General features: G+C 62.9%; 22 protein-coding genes. 17 read left to right on the top strand and 5 right to left on the bottom strand.

The annotated features are described in order from the left end of the window. The first annotated feature begins 106 nt into the window (after nt 1-106). The 13 genes from HT136_RS09805 to katG all read left to right on the top strand — a co-directional run bounded on the left by HT136_RS09805 (nt 107) and on the right by katG (nt 12,780). Nucleotides 107-781, top strand: a complete 675-nt coding sequence (locus tag HT136_RS09805) for a helix-turn-helix domain-containing protein (protein ID WP_246543522.1) — start codon at nt 107-109, stop codon at nt 779-781. Beyond that, the gene (locus tag HT136_RS09800; protein WP_214199565.1) at nt 778-1,353 is read left to right on the top strand and encodes a TMEM175 family protein; all 576 of its coding nucleotides are present in this window, start codon (nt 778-780) and stop codon (nt 1,351-1,353) included. Before HT136_RS09805 ends, HT136_RS09800 begins: the two co-directional genes overlap by 4 nt. Before the next feature lie 125 nt (nt 1,354-1,478). Further along, entirely contained in the window at nt 1,479-2,093 is a 615-nt protein-coding gene (locus tag HT136_RS09795) for a macro domain-containing protein (protein ID WP_214199564.1), read from the top strand. A 50-nt stretch (nt 2,094-2,143) separates the two neighbouring features. Next, on the top strand, nt 2,144-2,806 hold the full coding sequence (locus tag HT136_RS09790) for a response regulator (protein WP_214199563.1): 663 nt from the start codon (nt 2,144-2,146) through the stop codon (nt 2,804-2,806). A 266-nt stretch (nt 2,807-3,072) separates the two neighbouring features. Then, on the top strand, nt 3,073-3,732 hold the full coding sequence (locus tag HT136_RS09785) for a hydrolase (RefSeq protein WP_214199562.1): 660 nt from the start codon (nt 3,073-3,075) through the stop codon (nt 3,730-3,732). A gap of 84 nt (nt 3,733-3,816) precedes the next feature. Further along, on the top strand, nt 3,817-4,653 hold the full coding sequence (locus tag HT136_RS09780) for an alpha/beta fold hydrolase (RefSeq protein ID WP_214199561.1): 837 nt from the start codon (nt 3,817-3,819) through the stop codon (nt 4,651-4,653). A gap of 104 nt (nt 4,654-4,757) precedes the next feature. Further along, on the top strand, nt 4,758-5,012 hold the full coding sequence (locus tag HT136_RS09775; protein ID WP_214199560.1) for a DUF1427 family protein: 255 nt from the start codon (nt 4,758-4,760) through the stop codon (nt 5,010-5,012). Between the two features lie 95 nt (nt 5,013-5,107). Further along, nucleotides 5,108-6,958 carry an amidohydrolase gene (locus tag HT136_RS09770; RefSeq protein WP_214199559.1) on the top strand — a complete coding sequence of 617 codons (1,851 nt, stop codon included), beginning with the start codon at nt 5,108-5,110 and terminating at the stop codon, nt 6,956-6,958. A gap of 182 nt (nt 6,959-7,140) precedes the next feature. Next, nucleotides 7,141-8,040 carry a glyoxalase gene (locus HT136_RS09765; protein WP_214199558.1) on the top strand — a complete coding sequence of 300 codons (900 nt, stop codon included), beginning with the start codon at nt 7,141-7,143 and terminating at the stop codon, nt 8,038-8,040. Further along, entirely contained in the window at nt 8,037-8,468 is a 432-nt protein-coding gene (locus HT136_RS09760; protein ID WP_214199557.1) for a DoxX family protein, read from the top strand. The genes HT136_RS09765 and HT136_RS09760 overlap by 4 nt, the downstream gene beginning before the upstream one ends. Continuing rightward, nucleotides 8,461-9,828: an alginate export family protein gene (locus HT136_RS09755; RefSeq protein WP_425516887.1), complete on the top strand. Its 1,368-nt coding sequence runs from the start codon at nt 8,461-8,463 to the stop codon at nt 9,826-9,828. Before HT136_RS09760 ends, HT136_RS09755 begins: the two co-directional genes overlap by 8 nt. Nucleotides 9,829-9,861: 33 nt before the next feature. Next, nucleotides 9,862-10,563, top strand: coding sequence for a YoaK family protein (locus HT136_RS09750; protein ID WP_214199556.1), 702 nt, complete (start codon nt 9,862-9,864; stop codon nt 10,561-10,563). A gap of 33 nt (nt 10,564-10,596) precedes the next feature. After that, on the top strand, nt 10,597-12,780 hold the full coding sequence (gene katG, locus HT136_RS09745; RefSeq protein ID WP_214199555.1) for a catalase/peroxidase HPI: 2,184 nt from the start codon (nt 10,597-10,599) through the stop codon (nt 12,778-12,780). A gap of 49 nt (nt 12,781-12,829) precedes the next feature. Here katG and HT136_RS09740 read toward each other — a convergent pair whose 3' ends face one another. The 3 genes from HT136_RS09740 to HT136_RS09730 form a co-directional block, all read right to left on the bottom strand. Then, complete coding sequence (locus tag HT136_RS09740) at nt 12,830-13,249, bottom strand: OsmC family protein (protein ID WP_214199554.1); 420 nt, start codon at nt 13,247-13,249, stop codon at nt 12,830-12,832. A gap of 23 nt (nt 13,250-13,272) precedes the next feature. Continuing rightward, a complete protein-coding gene (locus HT136_RS09735) occupies nt 13,273-13,602 on the bottom strand; it encodes a GNAT family N-acetyltransferase (RefSeq protein WP_214199553.1) in 330 nt (109 codons plus the stop codon). Nucleotides 13,603-13,671: 69 nt separating this feature from the next. Beyond that, nucleotides 13,672-14,370 carry a pirin family protein gene (locus HT136_RS09730; RefSeq protein WP_214199552.1) on the bottom strand — a complete coding sequence of 233 codons (699 nt, stop codon included), beginning with the start codon at nt 14,368-14,370 and terminating at the stop codon, nt 13,672-13,674. Between the two features lie 119 nt (nt 14,371-14,489). On the opposite strand from HT136_RS09730, the gene HT136_RS09725 reads away from it, so the two are divergent. Next, complete coding sequence (locus HT136_RS09725) at nt 14,490-15,419, top strand: LysR family transcriptional regulator (RefSeq protein ID WP_214199551.1); 930 nt, start codon at nt 14,490-14,492, stop codon at nt 15,417-15,419. Nucleotides 15,420-15,425: 6 nt separating this feature from the next. On the opposite strand, the gene HT136_RS09720 is transcribed toward HT136_RS09725, so the two are convergent. Further along, nucleotides 15,426-16,211 carry an SDR family NAD(P)-dependent oxidoreductase gene (locus HT136_RS09720; RefSeq protein WP_214199550.1) on the bottom strand — a complete coding sequence of 262 codons (786 nt, stop codon included), beginning with the start codon at nt 16,209-16,211 and terminating at the stop codon, nt 15,426-15,428. Nucleotides 16,212-16,321: 110 nt separating this feature from the next. Here HT136_RS09720 and HT136_RS09715 point away from each other — a divergent pair, with 110 nt between their 5' ends. From HT136_RS09715 to HT136_RS09705, 3 genes are all read left to right on the top strand, one after another. Then, complete coding sequence (locus HT136_RS09715; protein WP_214199549.1) at nt 16,322-17,215, top strand: LysR family transcriptional regulator; 894 nt, start codon at nt 16,322-16,324, stop codon at nt 17,213-17,215. Nucleotides 17,216-17,473: 258 nt separating this feature from the next. Next, nucleotides 17,474-17,653, top strand: a complete 180-nt coding sequence (locus HT136_RS09710; protein ID WP_214199548.1) for a hypothetical protein — start codon at nt 17,474-17,476, stop codon at nt 17,651-17,653. Between the two features lie 302 nt (nt 17,654-17,955). Then, complete coding sequence (locus HT136_RS09705) at nt 17,956-18,441, top strand: hypothetical protein (protein ID WP_214199547.1); 486 nt, start codon at nt 17,956-17,958, stop codon at nt 18,439-18,441. A gap of 376 nt (nt 18,442-18,817) precedes the next feature. Here HT136_RS09705 and HT136_RS09700 read toward each other — a convergent pair whose 3' ends face one another. Further along, nucleotides 18,818-20,167 carry a M1 family metallopeptidase gene (locus tag HT136_RS09700; RefSeq protein WP_214199546.1) on the bottom strand — a complete coding sequence of 450 codons (1,350 nt, stop codon included), beginning with the start codon at nt 20,165-20,167 and terminating at the stop codon, nt 18,818-18,820. Nucleotides 20,168-20,474: the final 307 nt, after the last annotated feature.

Here is a 20,474-nt window from a genome sequence, read left to right as displayed (position 1 = left end):
TGTGTCTATCGGGGCGAGTGGAGCGTCGCGCAAGCCTCTTTGGAGGGCACATCCCGCCCCCCTATCGGGGCTTAACCCAATTGCTGCAGAGCAATATCGTGCCACCATGTTTCAATCGCTGCGCCCCCGTCTCGCCCCAAGGGCACAGGAACGTTCCGATCCGGAGCCGGGTGCGCTTGCGCTGCCGTCGCCCGCTTCGTCGAAAGCTGCAAGTCGAGACACAACGCTGCGAGCCGATGCACCGCGGATGCTGGCCTTGCTCGTCGAAGCGCAACAAACCTTGCACGACGATCCTCAAATCGCCTGGGAGTATATCGAGCAGGTCGGGTCCTTGATCCGCCTCGCTTGCACCAGGATTGCCTCCGGCCCGCCGATGATCCGCGCATGGCCCGCGCACCAGCCCCCGCCGATTGGAGGACTGGCCGCCTGGCAGGCGCGCAAAGTCGTCCAGTATATCGACATGAACCTTGCGGCGAATATCAAGGCAGAAGACCTCGCCGGCCAAGCCAACCTCAGCACCGGGCACTTCTTTCGTGCATTCAAGATAACGATCGGCGAGACGCCTCACAACTACATCATGCGGCAGAGGGTGCGGCGCGCACAGCTCATGATGCTGGAAACGAACGACACCCTTTCGCAAATCGCCAGTGCGTGCGGCCTCGCAGATCAGGCCCATCTGACGCGGCTGTTCAAGCGCATGGTCGGCGCTACGCCGCTGGTTTGGCGGCGATGTTGGCAAAGCGAGGGCGCGCAGGACCAAGCGTTCGGAGCGCTGACATGAACGCGCGCAGGCTGGAGGCGCTGACAGATGGGGTGATCGCGATCGTGATCACCATCATGGTGCTCGAATTGCACGTGCCGGGCGGCGGCTCGCTAACCGATCTTGCCCAGGCACTGCCATTACTCGTTGCCTACAGCCTGAGCTTCATCAACGTCGGGCTTTATTGGAACAACCATCACCATCTCTTCCAGCTTGCTCCGCGCATTGATGGCAAAGTGCTTTGGGCGAACCATTTTCTCCTGTTCTGGCTGAGCCTCGTACCGTTCGTGATCCGTTGGCTCGATGCAAGTTCCTATTCGGTCGGCGCAACGGCGGCCTACGGGATTGTGCTCGGCGGAGCCGCCATCGGCTTTTTCCTGCTCGAAAGGGCCATAATCGCGTGCAATGGTGCCCAGTCGATGCTCGCACAGGCCATCGGCATGGATGCGAAGGGCTGGGGAACGCTAGCCATCTATGCCCTCGCGGTGCCGTTGAGCTTCGTGAGCCGCTGGATCGCGCTATCGCTTTATATCCTTGTCATCGCCCTGTGGCTGGTGCCGGACCGGCGGCTTGCCCGCTCCATCCAGGGCTGACGGCTGAACCGGCATTGCGACCACTATGGCGCAGTTCTGTCCAACTTGCGTCAGCCTCATTCGCGACCTCGCAAAATGGCGCAGTTATCTTTCTCCTTGTTGAGGCGCGCAGGCCACCCCGGTCGATGCAGAGCTTCGGCGAGGGAAGAGAGCGTATGGATGAGAGTGGATCGGGTGTGATCGGGACCTATCGCGCAGTACGCTTCACAGCCCGCCCAGTCGACGCGCTGCTGACCGACGTCGAATTGCTGATCGTGGGCATGCCGGCCGCTCCTGATCCTGCGGATGATATTACGGCAAGACTGGATACTGCGCTCCAACGTACTCTGGTTCAGTTGCGGGAGGGCGGTCTTTTCCTCGGGCAATTTGGCGAGACGTTGGTGCTCGATCGGCTGCCGCCTCCTTTCCTGGCCTGCTCGCTTCTCGCTATCGGGATGGGTGAGTTGGCGAAGCTCGACCCGCGCGGCATGGGCGTCCTTGGTGAAATGGCGATGCGTTCGGCCTTGAAGCTTGGGAGCTGCGATGTGGGCTACATGGTCAAGCTGCCCTTATCAGATCAATCCCCTGAGCTAATTGCGCGCGTCGCCCGCGAAGTCATGGCGGGGATGCTGCGGGCGATCGATGATCATCCCGCGATCATGCGGTGCGCAATTCTTGAATGGGTCGTCGATGACCACGATGTTCCCGCAGGAATCGCACGAGAGGCCATGCGCCAGGAACTGGCCGATTGGACGAACTGAGCTTCAGGTCCGCGATGGACTTATCTGCGCGCCGCATTTAGGTCGAGCATATGCCAATCGGTTCTCACTCCAACCACCTTCGGACAAAGCAGTCAGCGCCGATTCGCATACTCCTGGTGGATGACCACGTCCTGCTTCGCGAAGGCGTTCGAGCCGTGCTCGCCACGCAGGAGGACATGGTTGTCGTGGGTGAAGCCGACGATGGCGCCGCAGCGATCGATGCGTATGCCCGGGTCCGTCCCGATGTTGTCCTGATGGACCTTCAGATGGCGGAAATCCAGGGGCTCGAAGCGATCAGTGCGATTCGGGCGAACGATCCGCAAGCCCGTATCATCGTTCTTACGACGTACTCCGGTGATGCGCGTGCAATCAAGGCGTTGCGGGCGGGAGCGGTAGGCTATCTGCTCAAGGCCACACTTCGTAAGCAGCTGCTTGATGCGATCCGTTCGGTTCATCTCGGCGGCAAGCACCTGGATGCCGCCGTTGCCACGGCAATCGCCACCCATGTTCTGGACGAACCTTTGAGCGAGCGTGAAACCGAAGTCCTGACGCTGGCTTCCAGGGGCAAGTCCAATCGCCAGATTGCAAACGCGCTGACTCTTTCGGAAGAAACGGTCAAGGGGCACATGAAGTCGATCTTCGCGAAGCTCGAGGCCGCCGATCGCACGCACGCGGTGACCATTGCCATCAGCCGCGGGCTGATCGAGATCTAGTCACGACGGGAGCCCGGACGGGTTCGCGTCCGGAACGTCACAAAGCCATCACTCCCATGCAAGACGCTGCCGATCGCAGTGCCTATTCTGCTGCCCGTCGGGAGCATGGGGCTTGGGTGATACCTGGGACATGGCTCCCGACCTTCGGTAGACTTTTCTATTTTCTGGAACGTCATTGATAATTTTATGCGGATGGATCGGAATATCCGCTCCGCATATCGTGGCGTCACCGGAAGCGCACAGCGCCCAACACGCAAGGAACAGCCATGACCATCACCGCTACTGCAACCCCTGGCAAATCCCTGATCTCGCCGAGCAATCACACGCTGGTCCTGATCGACTTCCAGTCGCAGATGAGCTTTGCGACCAAGTCGATTGCGCCTGAACTCCTGCGCAATAACGCGGCGCTGATTTCGCGCGGCGCCAAGTCGTTCGACGTGCCGACCATCCTCACCACCGTTGCCGAGAAGAGCTTCTCGGGCCCGATGTTCGACGAGATCACCGATGCCTTCCCGGGGCAGGAACTGCTCGATCGCACATCGATGAATACATGGGAAGACGAGGCGGTCATCGCCGAGATCAACCGCATTGGCCAGAAGCGCATAGTCTTTGCCGGCCTGTGGACCTCGGTTTGCATCGTCGGGCCGGTGGCCTCCGCGATCGACCAGGGCTTCGAGGCCTATGTGATCACCGATGCCTGCGGCGATATTTCCACTGAAGCGCACGAGCGCGCGGTCGAGCGCATGATCCAGCTTGGCGCCGTGCCGATGACCTCGCTCCAGTACCTTCTCGAACTGCAGCGCGACTGGGCCCGGACCGAAACCTACGACAGCACCACCGGCATCGCGGCCAAGTGGGGCGGCGCATACGGTCTTGGCATCAAGTACGCCAAGACGATGTTCGGGGCTTCCGAAGGCGGTCACTGACCGCCACCCTCGGGGTCGCCAGCGCCTAGCCCCCCCTCCCTAGCTGGCGACCCCACTTCCTCTTCGGCTCGAAGGAACAGCACAATGGCTTATGTAACCACCAAGGACGGCGTCGAAATCTTCTTCAAGGACTGGGGTCCAAAGGACGCCCAGCCCATAGTCTTCCACCACGGCTGGCCGCTCTCGTCGGACGACTGGGATGCACAGATGCTGTTCTTCCTGAGCGAAGGGTATCGCGTCGTCGCCCATGACCGGCGTGGCCACGGCCGCTCGGCGCAAGTGAGTGATGGTCACGACATGGACCATTACGCCGCCGATGCGGCGGCCGTCATGGAGCACCTCGACCTGCGCAATGCAGTCCATATCGGCCATTCGACCGGTGGCGGCGAAGTGGCGGCCTACGTGGCGCGCTACGGCATCCCGCAGGGCCGCGTCGCCAAGGCCGTTCTGGTGGCGGCGGTCCCGCCGATCATGCTCAAGACCGAGGCTTATCCGGGCGGTCTTCCGATCGAGGTCTTCGACGGTTTTCGCGCAGGGCTTGCGGCAAACCGCGCTCAGTTCTTCCGCGACGTGCCTGCCGGTCCCTTCTACGGCTTCAATCGTGAAGGTATCGAACCCATCGAGGGCGTGATCGCCAACTGGTGGCGCCAGGGCATGATGGGCAGCGCCAAGGCGCATTACGAAGGCATCAAGGCCTTTTCGGAAACCGACCAGACCGCCGATCTGAAAGCGATGAGCGTGCCCACCCTCGTCCTGCATGGCGATGACGATCAGGTTGTACCCTACAAGAACGCCGGTGTGCTGCAGGCCGAAATCCTGCCGGACGCCACGCTCAAGATCTACGAAGGCCTCTCACACGGCATGCTCACCGTGAACGCGGAGATCGTCAACCCGGACCTGCTGGCCTTCGTGAAGGCCTGATCCCGACGGCATCGTCCCGCCGCTTGCCATCTTTGTGGACTGACCACGGATCGCCTGGACCAAGGGACACCCAGAGCGAGCAACGTGCACCGAGGAGACCAGACATGAAAGCCTACCTACTCTCGATTGCTGCCGGGTTGCTGGTCGGCGTTGTGTACAGCCTCCTTGGCGTACGTTCGCCCGCCCCTCCGATGATTGCGCTGGCCGGTCTGCTCGGCATCCTGCTTGGCGAACAGATCATTCCGCTGGCGCAGCGGATCATGACGAAGGACGATGTTGCTCAGTTCGTCATGACCGAATGCCGCGACCACGTGCTCGGGCGGCTTCCGGGTGACACGCACGACACGCGCGACGCATGATAACCCGCCGCCAAACCCTGCTGGGAGCGGCGGCCACGTCTCTGCTGCCAACACCTCTCACGGCCCGAGCGGGTCGCACCAAGGACATAACTGCCATGGCCAACGACACGATCATCATCAACGCCAAGGTCACGACCCTCGATCGCGAGAACCCGATCGCGCAAGCCGTGGTCATCCGCGACGGCACGTTTCTGACCGTGGGCAGCGAACAGGAAGCACGCGAGGCCGCCGGACCTGATGCCACGGTGATCGACGCGAAGGGCCATCGCCTGATCCCGGGCCTGATCGACAGCCACATGCACATCATCCGCGGCGGGTTGAATTTCAACATGGAGCTGCGCTGGGACGGCGTGACCAGCCTTTCCGAAGCGATGGCGATGCTCAAGAGGCAGGTCGACAACACCCCCGCGCCGCAGTGGGTGCGCGTGGTCGGGGGCTTCACCGAACACCAGTTTGCAGAAAAACGCCTGCCCACGATCGAGGAACTGAACGCCGTCGCGCCCGAAACCCCGGTGTTCATCCTGCACCTTTATGACCGTGCCCTGCTCAACGCGGCCGCGCTGCGCGTGGTGGGCTACACCAAGGATACCCCGAACCCGCCGGGCGGCGAGATCGTACGCGATGCGCAGGGCAATCCCACTGGTCTGTTGCTGGCGCATCCCAATGCGACGATCCTCTATTCGACACTCGCCAAGGGGCCCAAGCTGCCGCCCGAATACCAGCTCAATTCCACCCGCCACTTCATGCGCGAGGTCAACGCGCTCGGCGTGACCGGCGTCATCGATGCAGGCGGAGGCGCGCAGAACTATCCCGACGACTACGAGATCATCGAGAAGCTGCACGCCGACGACCAGCTGACGGTGCGCATCAGCTACAACCTGTTCACCCAGAAGCCCAAGGAGGAACTCGCCGACTTTACCGGTTGGGCCAAGCAGGTGAAGCCGGGCCAGGGTGACGACACCTACCGCCACAACGGCGCGGGCGAGATGCTGGTCTATTCCGCCGCCGACTTCGAGGATTTCCGCCAGCCCCGCCCGGACATGGCGCCCGAGATGGAGGGCGATCTCGAGCCCGTCATCCGCCTTCTGGCCGAGAACCGCTGGCCCTGGCGCCTTCACGCGACTTACGATGAAACCATCGGCCGCGCGCTCGACGTCTACGAGAAGGTCAACCGCGACATCCCGCTCGAGGGCATCAACTGGTTCTTCGACCACGCCGAGACGATTTCGGACCGCAACATCGATCGCATTGCCGCGCTGGGCGGGGGCATCGCGGTGCAGCACCGCATGGCCTATCAGGGCGAATACTTCGTCGAACGCTATGGCGCGAAAGCCGCCGAGCGGACCCCGCCGATCGCGCGCATGATCGCCGCCGGCATCCCGGTGGGCGCGGGTACTGATGCGACGCGCGTCGCCAGCTACAACCCCTGGGTCTCGCTCTCGTGGCTGGTTACCGGGCGCACCGTGGGCGGTCTTTCGCTCTACCGCGGCGACAACCGCGTCAGCCGTGAAAAGGCGCTCGCAATGTGGACGCACGAGAACACCTGGTTTTCGAACGAAGTGGGCAAGAAGGGGCAGATCAAGGCCGGGCAACTGGCCGACCTCGCGCTGCTCTCGGACGATTATTTCGAAGTTCCCGCGCACGACATCGTCCACATCCGTTCGGTGCTGACGATCCTTGGTGGCAAGGTGGTCCACGGCGAGGGCGACTTTGCGCCGCTTGCCCCCGAACTTCCGCGCGCTATGCCCGACTGGTCGCCCGTCGCGACCTTCGGTGGATACTACCAGACCCCCGAGGCGAAGCAGAAGCTGGCCTCGGCCTGCGGGTGCGCCAGTGGCTGCGGCGTGCATGGCCATGACCACGCCGCCGCGCTCGGGGCCAATATCCCGGCCGCCGACGTCCAGTCATTCTGGGGCGCGCTCGGCTGCGGCTGCTGGGCCGTCTGACCGGAGGAGGCCCTTTCGCTAGCCGATCCGAAGGGCCTTCCTGTATTTCAATTATTTAGAAAAGTTTGATCGATTTTATTCGGATCGATCGAAGTTTGACTAAGCCCTACACCAGGCTGGTTCCCGCCCGACGTAACCTCGGGCGCTGGAACAGCGCACGCGCACCCGAAGGAGCCCCCCAAATGAAGCGCATCACTTTCCTGCTCGCTGCCGCGGTCATCGCCTCGAGCCCCATGGCCGTCCCGGCGCTCGCCAAGTCGGCCCCCACGGCCGACTACGCCGTCGGCCCGCAGTACGACACCACCCACGTCTACGTGCCGGCGGACCAGTTCGATACGTTCGTCACCAGCTTCGTGGCGACCTTTGGCGGCAAGACCAGCAAGCAGGGCGAATTCCAGGTCACCCCGACCAAGAGCCTGACCAAGTCGCAACTGGTGCTGACGCCGGCGGGCACGGTTTCGGTGTTCGGCTTCAAGACGCCGATCCCCTATCCCTTTGGCGCCGAGCGCACCGGCTATCTGGTGACCAACATCGACGTCGCAGTGGCCTCTGCCATGAAGCACGGCGCGACGCGCCTGCTCACCACTTTCGCCGACCCCATCGGCCGCGATTCGCTGGTGCAGTGGCCGGGCGGCGTGAACATGCAGATCTACTGGCACACCGCCAAGCCCAGCTACGCGCCGCTCGAAACCGTGCCTGAAAACCGCATCTACCTGACCAGCGATGCTGCCGACAAATTCATCACCGCATGGACCGGCTATGCCCACGGCAAGATCGTGTCCGACGACAAGGCCGCGCCGGGCGCCGAGATCGGCGAGCCGGGCAAGACCATTCGCCGCGTGGAAATCCGCAGCGGATACGGCGACATGGTGGTCTTCGTCTCCGACGGCCTGCTGCCCTGGCCCTATGGCCGCGACATGACCGGCTATGTCGTCAGCGACCTGTCCGCGACCATCGCCAAGGCCAGCGCCGCCGGTGTCGAAACGCTGGTCGCCCCGTTCACGGTGGGCCATCGCGAGAGCGCGATCGTGCGTTTTCCCGGCGGTTACATCGCCGAAATCCATCAGAAGATCGGATCATGATCGACACGACCCGCGATCCGCGCTTCGTCGATGCGATTCTCGACTGGCGTCCGACCTGGTTTCTGGCCAGGCTGGCGCTGGTCGGGGCCTACCTTGTCGGCGGGCTGGTCAAGATGACCGACTTTCCATCTGCGGTTGCCGAACAGGCGCACTTCGGGATGAACCCGCCCGCCGTGTGGGCCGCGCTGACGATCGCGGTCGAACTGATCGGACCGATCTTGATCCTGTGGGGACGGTTCGTCTGGCTGGGCGCGGGCATGCTCGGTGTCTTCACGCTTCTCGCCGCGATCGCCGCCAATGCCTTCTGGGGCATGGAGCCGGGACCCGAGCGCTTCGCCGCCACGAACGCCTTCTTCGAGCATCTTGGCCTCATCGGCGGCTTCGTCATGGCCGCGCTGGTCGCCGAACGGGAACGGCGGCGTGCGTAGGATCGTCCTCGTGGGCGGCGTCTTCGGCGCGCTCTGCGCCGCGAACGCGGCCCATGCCGATCCCCACGAGGCGTGGCAGGCACCGACGCTGACCATTACCCGGGCCGACGAAGACTGGTCGGACCTTTCTGATGCGCAAAAGCGCAGCCACCACTGGACCGGCCCCTTCAAATACGTTCCGCTGGGAAACGACGAGGACTGGCTGTCGACCGGGATCGAGCTGCGCGCCCGTTCCGAAGACTACGCCAACAACTTGTGGGGCGATGCGCCCGCTCCCGACGACGGCTACGTCTGGCTCCGCGCGCTGCCCTATGTGGATCTGCATCTGGGGCACTGGCGCGCGTTCGCGCAGCCCATTCTGGCCACATCGATCGGCGTGGCTCCCGCTTCCGGCCCGGTCGACGAGACCGGCATTGACCTTCTCCAGGGCTTCGTCGAGGCCAATTATGGGTCATTTCGGGCCCGGGCCGGACGCCAGATGGTCTCGCTCGGTACCGAACGCCTGGTCGGCACCCGCTATGGTCCCAATGTGCCGCTGGCCTTCGACGGCCTGCGCCTTGATGCGCAGCTGGGCACGGCGGACATCGCTGCGTTTGCGCTACGCCCGGTGCGACCCGGAACTGGAAATTTCGACGACCGCACATCATCGAACGAGACCTTGTGGGGGCTCTATGCCTTGCTTCCCGATCTCGACCTCTACTATCTGGGATACCGCAATGACGCGGCAAGCTGGGGCGCACGATCCGGGCGGGAGACGCGCCATAGTCTGGGCGCGCGCTGGCATGGCAATCGCGGTGACTGGCACTGGAACATCGAGGGTGTCTACCAGTTCGGGCGGTTCGCTGGCGGGTCGATCTCGGCCTGGACGCTGGGCAACGAGCTGGGCCGCAGTTTCCCGGCCCTTCCGATGAAGCCTGACCTGACACTGCGCGCCAATGTGGTGAGCGGCGACGGCAATGCGCGCGACGGACAGCTTGGCACGTTCAACGCGCTCTTTCCCAAGGGCAAGTATTTCGGCGAGCTCTCGCCGGTTGGCCCCTACAATATCGTCAATCTGCAGCCGGTCCTTGGCCTCAGCCTTTCCCCCAAGCTTTCCGCCAGTCTCGGGGCGGCCGCCTATTGGCGCTATTCGACGGCAGACGGCATCTACGACATTCCCGGCAATCTGGTTCGGGCAGCCGGAACCAGCCATGCCCGCTACATCGGCACCGAAGTCGAAGCGGGGATCGCATGGCAGGCGACGGCCGAACTGGAGCTGTCCGCTTCGGTTTCCAGCTTTTCTGCAGGGTCCTTCATTCGCGCGACGGGACGTGCCCGCGCCATCCGGATGTTCGGCCTCGAAAGCAATTTTCGCTTCTGACCCTCTTTTTGACCTTTCCCTCAGGAGACCCTGATGTCCACGCCCCCAGTTCCTGCGTCATCCGATGCCCTGCCGCGTTTGCTCCTGTTGCTTTCGGCAACGACCGGCCTTGTCGATGCGGCTTCGGTGCTGGGGCTGGGCAAGGTCTTCACGGCGAACATGACCGGCAACGTCGTCTTCCTGGGTTTCGCCGCCGCCGGGACGAGCGGCTTCCGTTTTGCGCCGGCCCTTCTGGCGCTGGCCGCGTTCATGACCGGGGCCTGGGGCGCAGGCAAACTGGGGCGCGCGCAATCCGCCCGGCCGCTGGGCCAGTGGCTGATGCGCGCAGCGGTGACCGAAGCCGCGCTCCTATGGTCGGCCGCCCTCGTCGCGTTGTCGATCGACGTGGCGACGCAGGCGCCCGAGCCGGCCGTTCTGACGGTCATCGCCCTGACCGGGTTTGCCATGGGCCTCAGGAACGCGACGATCCGCCAGCTCAAGGTGCCGGACCTGACGACAACGGTCCTGACGCTCACCATCACGGGTATCGCTGCAGACCAGACCGGCCGCACGACGCCCAATTTTCTGCGGCGCTTCGGCGCGGTTCTGGCGATCTTCGCCGGTGCAACCGTGGGCGCTCTGCTGCTTCGCCTGGGCGGGCTTGCCTGTCCTCTCGCGCTGGCCGGTCTGATCGTGCTGGGCGCGACCTTCGCCTTCCTGCGCAGCCCGGTTGCCGCCGCGCCGCACGGCAAATGAAATCCAACGTCTCCAAGGAGGAAGTCCATCGCCATGACCACCGACAGCCAATGCCCGTTCCACGCCAACCCGGTCCGAACGCTCACCGGGCGCAGCAACCGGGACTGGTGGCCGAACCAGCTTGACCTTTCGATCCTCGCACAAGGGGGCAAGGACCCGAGCCCGATGGGCGCCGGGTTCGATTACGCCGCCGCCTTCACGGCGCTCGATCTTGCTGCCGTGAAGGCCGATCTCACCGCGCTGATGACCGACAGCCAGCCCTGGTGGCCGGCCGATTACGGGCACTACGGGCCGTTCTTCATCCGCATGGCCTGGCACTCGGCGGGGACCTATCGCTCGGGCGACGGGCGTGGCGGTGCAGGCGCCGGGCAGCAGCGTTTCGCCCCGCTCAATTCCTGGCCCGACAACGGCAACCTCGACAAGGCGCGCCGACTGCTCTGGCCGATCAAGGCGAAGTATGGCGCTGCGCTGTCCTGGGCCGACCTCATGATCCTCGCGGGCAATGTCGCAATCGAGAGCATGGGCGGGCCGATCTTCGGCTTTGGCGGCGGGCGTGAGGACGTCTATGCCCCCGAGACCGACGTCTACTGGGGCACCGAGGAGCAGTGGGTCGGCCAAGGCGCCGAAACGCGCATCCAGCCCGACAAGGACATGGATCTCGAAAGCCCGCTCGCCGCGATCCAGATGGGCCTCATCTACGTCAATCCCGAAGGACCGGGCGGCAACAGCGATCCGGTGGGCTCGGCGCGCGACGTGCGCGAGACCTTCGCGCGCATGGGCATGAATGACGAGGAAACGGTCGCGCTGACCGCAGGTGGCCACACTTTCGGCAAGACCCATGGCGGCGGTGATGCCGCGCTGGTCGGCGCCGAGCCCGAAGGCGCGGACATCGCGCAGATGGGGCTAGGCTGGATTTCGACCGCGGGCAGCGGCATGGGCGATGATACCATCACCTCGGGCCTCGAAGGTTCGTGGACGCCCACGCCCATCACCTGGGACATGAGCTACTTCGACATGCTGCTCGATCACGACTACGAGATCGTCACCAGCCCGGCGGGCGCGCACCAGTGGCAGCCGGTGGGCAACCCGGTCGAAACGCAGGCTCCTGGCGCGCACAGCCCCGAGCGGCGCGTGCCCACGATGATGACCACCGCCGACATGGCGATGAAGATTGATCCCGAATACCGCCGCATCTTGGAAAACTACCGCGCGAATCCGGAAGCGTTCGCCGATGCCTTCGCGCGCGCCTGGTTCAAGCTCACCCACCGCGACATGGGCCCCAAGCTCCGTTACCTCGGCCCCGACGTGCCCACTGAGGACCTGCTGTGGCAGGACCCGCTGCCCGCACCGACCTACGCCCCGCTGGGCGAGGCGGACATCGCCACTCTCAAGGGGAGGATCGCGGCGAGCGGGCTTTCGGTGGCGGACCTGGTGCGCACAGCCTGGGCCTCGGCTTCGACCCACCGCGTGTCCGACCATCGCGGCGGCGCCAACGGCGCGCGCATCCGGCTTGCCCCGCAGAAGGACTGGGCGGTGAACGAACCGGCCGAACTGGCCCGCGTGCTGGCCGTGTACGAGAGGATCAAGGACGGGTTCGGCGATGTCTCGATCGCCGACCTCATCGTGCTGGGCGGCGGCGTCGGCATCGAACGCGCAGCCAAGATGGCAGGGCGTGACCTCCAGGTGCCGTTCACGCCGGGCCGGGTTGACGCCAGCGCCGAGCAGACCGATGCCGAGAACTTCGCCTGGCTTGAGCCCAGGACCGATGGGTTTCGCAATTACCTTGGCGCGAACATTCCGCTGCCGACCGATGCCCTGCTGGTGGACAAGGCGCAGCTCCTCGGGCTGTCCGCACCCGAAATGACGGTGCTGCTGGGCGGCCTACGCGTCCTGGGCATCAATCATGACGGGGACCCTCGCGGCGTCCTGACAGCGCGTCCCGGCACGCTCTCGACCGATTTCTTCGTCAACCTCCTCGATATGGGGACGACGTGGACGAAGGACGAGGCCACTAGCGACCTCTACATTGGCCTTGACCGGGCGACGGGCGAGGAGAAATGGACCGCCAGCAGGGTCGATCTCGGCTTCGGCTCCAACGCGCAGCTTCGCGCGTTGTGCGAAGTCTATGCTGCCAGTGATGGTGATGATCGCTTCCTTGCGGACTTCATCGCCGCCTGGAGCAAGGTCATGGATGCCGACCGCTACGATCTCGCCTGATCAGGACAAGGGAGCCCCCCGCAGCCGGTTACCGGCGGCGGGGGCGATCTCAGGCTGGAAGGGTGGCGATGCGGATGTCGCCGGTCAGGGTCTTGTGAACCGGGCACTTGTCGGCCACTTCGAGAAGGCGTCGGCGCTGGTCCGGGCTCAGGAGAGACCCCGTGATGGCGACCGTCTTCACGAAGCTGTCATGGGCAACCTCGTCTCCTGCGGCCTGCCTTTTCACGTGCTCGACCGACACGTTCACATGCTCGAGCGGCCAGCCTTGCTGGCGGGCGTACCAGCGCACCGTGATCGCAGTGCACGCGCCAAGCGCCGAAGTCAGCAGGTCGAAGGGGTTGGGGCCGAGGTCGTTTCCGCCTGCGGAATGCGGTTCGTCGCCGAACAGATGATGCCCGGAAACCTCGATTGCGACCGCCAGCGCACTGCCTTGCGCGTCTGCGATCGTTGCCCGTGTCTTGCGTGCCATCGGTGTTGTCTCCCGTGAAGCTACTATTGCGTGACGATGCGTGGCGTTTCGCCTGGCGCCACGGTCATCACGTCGTGCCATTCGGGGTGCTTGGCATAGCGCGCCCGCACGTAAGGGCAGATCGGAATGATGCGAAAGTGGCGTTCGCGGGCATCTGCGATCAGAAAGTCGACGAGCGCTGCCGCCGCACCGGTCCCGCGAAGCATTTCGGGGGCACCGGTATGATCGGCGCTGATGAGGTCCGGGCCGCGGTGCGTGAAGGTCAGTTCGGCTTCGGCATCGATGCCCGCAACACGCGCGACGTAGCGACCCTTGCGCGGTCCGTCTTCCCTGGTGATGTGGATTTGCGTCATGTCAGGTGTTCCTGTCGGGCAGGAGGAGCCCGCGCCCTGCGGGCCCCTCCCGGATTTGGGGGCCGGCGCTCAGGCCGCGTCGACCAGCACGATCTCGCTGTCTTCGATCGCGGTCACGCGGATCACATCGAGATCGCGGATCGCGACGCCGTCGCGGGCATTGATGCGCACGTCCTCGATGCGGACCGCGCCCGCTGCGGGAACGAGGTAGCCCTTGCGATCGGCGCCAAGCGCGTATTCGGCCGTCTCGCCCGCCTTGAGCGTGGCGGCGACCACGCGCGCATCGGTACGGATCGGCAGGGCATCGTCATCGTTGGCGTAACCCGAGGCGAGGGTCACGAAATGACCCGCCCGCTCGCCCTTGGGAAAGGGCCGCGCGCCCCAGGTCGGCGTGCCGCCCTTGCTGGTGGGCACGATCCAGATCTGGAAGATCCGGGTCGTCACATCCTCCAAGTTGTATTCCGAGTGGCGGATGCCGGTCCCGGCGCTCATCACCTGGACGTCGCCCGCTTCGGTGCGGCCCTCGTTGCCAAGGCTGTCCTTGTGCGTGATCGCACCTTCCCGCACGTACGTGATGATCTCCATGTCGCGGTGCGGGTGCGGGGGAAAGCCGGTGCCAGGGGCGATCGTGTCATCGTTCCAGACCCGCAGGGCACCCCAGTTATGGCGCTGCGGGTCATGATAGTCCGCAAAGGAAAAGTGGTGATGGGCATCGAGCCAACCGTGGTTGGCAGCACCGAGGCCGTCAAAGGGGCGAAGTTCGATCATGGTCTTGTCTCCGATTGGGCGATGCGGGTGCGATCGCGCCTTGCCCCACCGGTGTAGCCCCCCTATTCTTTTCAGATCAGGGGCATAATTTTCAACAGTTCATTCGAGGAATTGGAATAGTGAGCGATCCCGGCAATCCCACGCTAGACCAGCTGAATATCTTTCTGGCCATCGTCGATACCGGCAGCTTCGCGGCCGCTGGGCGCAAGCTCAACCGGGCGGTCTCGGTCATCAGTTACGGCATCACCAACCTCGAGGCGCAGCTTGGCGTCACCCTGTTCGAGCGCGAGGGCACGCGCCGCCCCAGGCTCACCGCCGAGGGGCGCACGCTTTTGTCCGAAGCGCGCCTGATCGCGCAGGGCGTCGACGGCCTGAAGGCGAAGGCGAAGGGCTTGCTCAGCGGCCTTGAAGCCGAAGTAAATCTGGCCGTCGACGTGATGCTCCCCGCCGATCGGCTCGGGCAGGTGTTGAAGGAATTCGTTCAGCAGTTCCCGACCGTCCAATTGCATCTGCATGGCGAAGCGCTCGGCGCGATCGCATCGCTCGTCCTTGATGGCGAAGCCGACATCGGCCTGTCGGGGCCGCTGGCGGCCGGCGTCGAGGGACTGGAAAGCCGCTCGGCCGGCTCGATACCCATGATCCCCGTCGCGGCGCCCGACCACCCGCTGGCGCGCATGATGCCCATTCCGCCCGGCGCAGGGCGCAATTACATCCAGCTGGTCCTCAGCGATCGCTCCCGGTTCACCGAAGGGCGCGACTTTTCCGTCTTCAGCGCGCGAACCTGGCGCATGGCGGACCTTGGCGCCAAGCACGCCTTGTTGCGCCAGGCCATCGGGTGGGGCAACATGCCGCTCGACATGGTGGAAGCCGATCTTGCCGCGGGCACGCTGGTCCGCCTCGACATGCCCGACCACGTCGGCGGCACCTATCGCTTCGCGGCGATCTGGCGACGCGATGCCCTCCCCGGCCCGGCGGCGACGTGGCTGATCGATCGCTTTGTCGAGCTGGGGAGGGCCGACAGGGAGCTCGCCGGTCTGGGCGATCTATGACTGCGCTCACGCGATGGTGGGAACGATGCCGCCTTCGACCCGGATAGCAGCGCCATTGGTGATCGCGCCCCACGGGCTCGCCAGCAGCGCGACCTGTGCGGCGATCTCGTCCGCTTCGATCAGTCGCCGGATCAGCGACAACGGGCGATACTTGCGGAAGAATTCGGCCTCGCGCTCCGCTTCCGGCGCATCCTTGTTGTCCACGACCGAACGGATGAACTCGACAATGCCTTCCGAGCGTGTCGGGCCGGGCATCACCGAATTGACGGTCACGCCGGTCCCGCGCGTCTGCTCGGCAAGGCCGCGTGCAATGGCGAGTTGCGCCGTCTTGGTCATGCCGTAGTGGATCATCTCGCCCGGGACGACGAGCGCACTTTCACTGGCGATGAAGATGATCCGGCCCCAGTCCTTCTCCAGCATGCGCGGGAAATAATGGCGGGCGAGCCGCGCGCCGCTCACCACGTTGACTTCGAACATATGATGCCAGTCGGCGTCCGAAATCTGCGTGAAGGGCCTCGCTTCATAGATGCCCAGGTTGTTGACGAGGATATCGGCTTCGGGCGCTGCCTCGATCAGGTTCGCCGCGCCGTCCGCCGTGGCGACGTCAGCCAGAACGGCCTTCACCGAGCCAATCCTGGCGATGCGCTCGGCGGCCGCGTCCAGCTTGTCCTGATTGCGACCGCTGATGATGACGCTCGCGCCTTCGGCGGCCAGCCTTTCGGCGATCGCGAAGCCGATTCCCGCTGTCGATCCGGTCACCAGCGCGGTCTTGCCCTTGAGTTGCAGGTCCATGGTACGTCGCTCCGTTTATCCGTTGATGGGAGCGGAAATAGGCGAGGCGGTTATTGATGATTAGATCGCAACTGTGCACTTTAGAAGTGTCTTGAAATCATGAGTGGCCAATGGACAATCGCTTCGGGGACATGGAGATCTTTCTAAGTGTCGCGCACAGCGGCAGCTTCGCAGCCGCCGCCCGGATGCTGCGCGTCACGCCGTCCGCAGTCAGCCGATCTGTTTCACGTCTGGAGGCGCGGCTTGGAGTGCAACTCATCGCGCGTACGACCCGTGCCTTGGCGCTGACCGCCGATGGCGAAACGTACCGCGACCGCGTTTCGGCACTGATGGACGATTTGAGCGATATCGAAGGCAGCTTCGGCGGGGAGGAGCAGGAGGCGAAAGGGCTATTGCGCGTCAATGCATCGGTTCCCTTCGGCACGCATTGCCTGTTGCCGATCCTGCCGCGTTTTCTGGAACGGTTTCCGGCCGTAACGGTCGAGCTTGCCCTGTCCGACACCCTGATCGAATTGGTCAGCGAGCGCGCGGATATCGCGATCCGCATCGGGCCCTTGCGCGATGTGGGCCTCAAGGCCAAGAAGCTTGGGCGCAGCCGCATGGTCCTGGTGGCCAGTCCGGGGTATCTGGCACGCCATGGCGCTCCGAAGGAACCTGGCGATCTCGAAAACCATGCCTGCCTGCGCTTCAGCTTTCGCCGCTCGGTCGACACCTGGCCCTTCACGGTAGACGGTCGTGTTGTCTCGCGGACAGTCAACGGACCTTTCCTGGGCAATTCCGGTGAAGTGGTTCGGTTGATGGCATTGGCAAATGGTGGGATAGCCCGCCTCGGGCATTTCCATGTTGCCAAGGACCTTGCTGCCGGCCGCCTGGTCGAACTGCTGTCCTCCTTCCACCCCGGTGACGGGGAAGATATCCATGCGCTCTATCTTGGGGAACAGCATCCCTCACGCACCGTGCGGGCGTTTCTTGATTTTCTGGCGAGCGAACTGGTTCTGCCGTAGCGCAAGTTCGCCATATGGGATGGCGGTTTTAGCCCGTCGATCCGTGGCGTGCGTGTCCCAATCTTGCGCCGTGACGGGGGAGGGGACGTCTGAAAGCCAAGTCAGGATCACCATTCAGGCCACGCCGATCGAGACGGAACGGCCAAGGATGCTGACAATCGTGTTTTCTATTATCCTGAAAAGTTGGAGTGACTTTATACAGATTTCGTAAAGTTCGCGGCGTGCCTAGATGGAATCCGACATCAGGAGGCATCAATCATGGCACAATTGGTCAAGCAAATCGCCCGGTATCCTCGCGTTCTTGCCGAGAGTGCGCAGCCGGTCATCATCGCTTTCAGCGTGGCCGGCTTTACCGGTGGCGCTCTCTCCGCAATCGGGATCCTCGCCGGGGAAGCCCGCAGGCGCACTGCGGCCGGTGCCCAGGCGTCGGTCCGGTAATGTCCGCGATTACGACGCTAGAGAAGCTGACCGTTAATACAAAAAAGGGAAAGTAGGATCGAGCTTGCCCGGCGAGCCAAGATCAGCACTTGAGAGGCTGCAAGGGGACGATGCCTGCCGATAGTTTCAGCCGAAGCGCTGGCAGCTATACACTTTCACTTCTCGAAACGCGACGCTCAGCAACCGGCCCAAACTAACGGCGGAGCTGAGTTATTCGTTCAGTCTTTTTCGATATCTGATCAGCCCAATTGACAAGGCCTGCCTTGAGGCAGCACCAAAGCAGCGGCAAAAGGAATTTCAGGATGAGATCTTTATCGAAACCGATATTCTCGGTGATAATGATAGCGTCAGCAATCGGTGTGACGGGTTGTAGTAGTGATAGTAAGGCGCCGGATAAAGTGCGTTTAGGCGAATTACCTTACGAATTTCCAGATGGGGATATCTTGAATATCGTCCAGCCCGATCATGGCAGGACGTTCGTTCGACTAGAGCCGCCAAATGAGGATTTTCTGCTCGTAAAAGACGAGTTTGCTGATCGAATGCAAAAGAAGACGGGGGAGGTTATCGTTTCAAATATAAACAGTAACCGATTTAATAAAGTAGATCGCTTCAAACGAGACGATATCGACGTTTTCTGCAAAGATACACCATATTATAGCTGCGGAATGCAAGTAAGTGACAGAGGTGTAATTTGGAGCATAATATTCGATCGCATTGATGTGGATAATGCACATAAAATTAAGAGTCGTGCATTGTTATTATTGTCAAAATATAGATCTTGGCGATAAATTTATTATTTGCCTGTTAAATTAATTGCTCATCAGCAGGGGTGTGTCGGAACAGATACTATTGCACTAGAGGTATCTAGCTTCCAAAATCTGGGACTGATAGGCGGATTTCGGCCCGAAGCGGTCGTTCAGCCGATTTCTCGTACGCAAACGCCCGAAACCCTTCACCATTGCGGTCCTCTGAGCGGGCAATAGCTTTGCCTGAAAGCGGACAGGCGGCAGACAGCACTTTCTGTCGAAATGCGGAAATTCCGCAACCGGCCCGTCCTACGTATCTGGGATGGGAAAGCTGCCGGTCCGCTCCTGGGAACGCGAAATCGGCGTCTGAATGGCCGGGAAGGGTCGACTGCTTACGCAGAAAGCAACGGTTGCGCGGCTACTGCGCAGCACTCAGTTTTGAATCGGGTTCGCCAAAAACCCATTCCTTAAACGATGCGTGAAGATCCCGGCCACTGGCGGCCTCCATGGCATTTTCCAGATCAATGCTGGTGACGGTTCCGCCAGCGTTCTTGCGGACATAATCACGCAGGCCTTTCCAGAAGGCCGGTTCTCCGAGCAAGGAGCGAAGGTGATCCATGAACACCGCTCCCTTGCTGTACTGGATCGCCCGACGTGCGCCGAGAGACGGATACCGACCGCCCCAGGCAAGCGGCCGATCAAGGCCTTTGGCGCTGGCTTTTTCCCATCGTGTCCGCGCAACTGCTATCTCGGCTTCGTAGGCATCTCGGCCGTATCGATGCTCCTTCCAGGCGGCTGTCATGAAAACGGTGAGGCCTTCGTTGAGCCAGAAGTCCTGAAGGGTCTCACAGGTGATGAGGTTGCCAAACCATTGATGGGTCAACTCATGAACGATGGCCCAATCGTCTACGGGCGCACCAGGATCGGCGGGAAGCACGTCGATGCCGAGCACCGAAAACGTGGCAGCTTCCTGCGCCTCGCTGCCTTCGACCAGCAATTGGCTGTATGTGGGTACGGGAAGCGATAGGCCCAATTTCCGCGAAAGGAAGTGCACCTGGTCGGGCGTCGGCGCGAACCGGCGCGCCAATATCGAGGCGTCTACGCTATCGCTGAGATAGGTCAGGCGCGAAACCCCCGCCTGCGTATCGATACGATTGAACCTGCCGACGGCGAACCCATAAAGATAGGCCGAATAGGGCCGGGGCGAGCGCCAGATATGAACCTCGCTTCCATCTGGCCCGGACTGTATTGAAACCAGGCGTCCGACCGAGAGGGTTTTCATGCCCTTGGGTACGCGAAGGGCTAGCGCCAAACGAGCCTTATCCCCGAACTGGTCTTGGAGGCAGATCATCCATTCACAGGCGAAATAGCTCGTGTAGAGGCCCGTCTCGGAGCGTACCAAGCCGCGGGCCGGATGTCCTTGGTAGGTCAGGTCAAGGGTTGCGGTCAGCCCTCGGCGCAGTGCCTTGGGAAGGCGAAAGATCAAGCTGCCGCTTTCGATCCCGGGCGCCAGGGGGGCGCCATCCAGTGTTGCCTGGGTTATGTCGAGAGCGTTCCCGGTGAACACGAACTGGCGCACGCCGTCTTCCGTTGTCCGAAGCCGGATCACCTCGTGTCCGGCAACGCTGGCGTTCTCGATGTCGGGGGTAAGGGCCAAATCATAGCTGAGCACCTCAAAACCCTGACCGGGCGTGTGATCTGTGCCGGCAATCGCGTAGCTGCCTTGAAGGCTGCAGATTCCCAATAAACTACAAATGATCCAGCGCATGCCCCTGTAGATCTCCAAATGCCCAATCTCCGGATGAACCAGAGCTAACCGCACGATCCGTAGGAGCGAAGTCCGAGATGATCGGCCCGTCGCCGAGGAACTGCGGCTTGGCGCAACGAAGAGGCCCACAATGGCTTAAGACGTAGCAGCTTGCTGTGCGGATGTAACTTGACTGCGGGCTAGCGAGAATGGCGATATCGGCGTCCGGTTTGGAGGCAGCAAACTTGGCACAACGGAACGTCCGGACCTGGGAGATGAAAATCAGCGGCTGAGCGGCCGGCAAGGGTCGCAAATGCAGGGGGCGCCA

This window comes from Novosphingobium profundi (assembly GCF_018491765.1).
Lineage (GTDB): Bacteria > Pseudomonadota > Alphaproteobacteria > Sphingomonadales > Sphingomonadaceae > Novosphingobium > Novosphingobium profundi.
The sequence above is the reverse complement of the archived record's forward strand: the minus strand, read 5'-3'. Positions and strand labels throughout refer to the sequence as shown.

Excerpts from the sequence above, each read along its gene's own strand:
- HT136_RS09805 (WP_246543522.1), top strand. The coding sequence starts at position 107 with ATGTTTCAATCGCTGCGCCCCCGTCTCGCCCCAAGGGCACAGGAACGT.
- HT136_RS09800 (WP_214199565.1), top strand. The coding sequence starts at position 778 with ATGAACGCGCGCAGGCTGGAGGCGCTGACAGATGGGGTGATCGCGATC.
- HT136_RS09795 (WP_214199564.1), top strand. The coding sequence starts at position 1,479 with ATGCAGAGCTTCGGCGAGGGAAGAGAGCGTATGGATGAGAGTGGATCG.
- HT136_RS09790 (WP_214199563.1), top strand. The coding sequence starts at position 2,144 with ATGCCAATCGGTTCTCACTCCAACCACCTTCGGACAAAGCAGTCAGCG.
- HT136_RS09785 (WP_214199562.1), top strand. The coding sequence starts at position 3,073 with ATGACCATCACCGCTACTGCAACCCCTGGCAAATCCCTGATCTCGCCG.
- HT136_RS09780 (WP_214199561.1), top strand. The coding sequence starts at position 3,817 with ATGGCTTATGTAACCACCAAGGACGGCGTCGAAATCTTCTTCAAGGAC.
- HT136_RS09775 (WP_214199560.1), top strand. The coding sequence starts at position 4,758 with ATGAAAGCCTACCTACTCTCGATTGCTGCCGGGTTGCTGGTCGGCGTT.
- HT136_RS09770 (WP_214199559.1), top strand. The coding sequence starts at position 5,108 with ATGGCCAACGACACGATCATCATCAACGCCAAGGTCACGACCCTCGAT.
- HT136_RS09765 (WP_214199558.1), top strand. The coding sequence starts at position 7,141 with ATGAAGCGCATCACTTTCCTGCTCGCTGCCGCGGTCATCGCCTCGAGC.
- HT136_RS09760 (WP_214199557.1), top strand. The coding sequence starts at position 8,037 with ATGATCGACACGACCCGCGATCCGCGCTTCGTCGATGCGATTCTCGAC.
- HT136_RS09750 (WP_214199556.1), top strand. The coding sequence starts at position 9,862 with ATGTCCACGCCCCCAGTTCCTGCGTCATCCGATGCCCTGCCGCGTTTG.
- katG (WP_214199555.1), top strand. The coding sequence starts at position 10,597 with ATGACCACCGACAGCCAATGCCCGTTCCACGCCAACCCGGTCCGAACG.
- HT136_RS09740 (WP_214199554.1), bottom strand. The coding sequence starts at position 13,249 with ATGGCACGCAAGACACGGGCAACGATCGCAGACGCGCAAGGCAGTGCG.
- HT136_RS09735 (WP_214199553.1), bottom strand. The coding sequence starts at position 13,602 with ATGACGCAAATCCACATCACCAGGGAAGACGGACCGCGCAAGGGTCGC.
- HT136_RS09730 (WP_214199552.1), bottom strand. The coding sequence starts at position 14,370 with ATGATCGAACTTCGCCCCTTTGACGGCCTCGGTGCTGCCAACCACGGT.
- HT136_RS09720 (WP_214199550.1), bottom strand. The coding sequence starts at position 16,211 with ATGGACCTGCAACTCAAGGGCAAGACCGCGCTGGTGACCGGATCGACA.
- HT136_RS09715 (WP_214199549.1), top strand. The coding sequence starts at position 16,322 with ATGGACAATCGCTTCGGGGACATGGAGATCTTTCTAAGTGTCGCGCAC.
- HT136_RS09710 (WP_214199548.1), top strand. The coding sequence starts at position 17,474 with ATGGCACAATTGGTCAAGCAAATCGCCCGGTATCCTCGCGTTCTTGCC.
- HT136_RS09705 (WP_214199547.1), top strand. The coding sequence starts at position 17,956 with ATGAGATCTTTATCGAAACCGATATTCTCGGTGATAATGATAGCGTCA.
- HT136_RS09700 (WP_214199546.1), bottom strand. The coding sequence starts at position 20,167 with ATGCGCTGGATCATTTGTAGTTTATTGGGAATCTGCAGCCTTCAAGGC.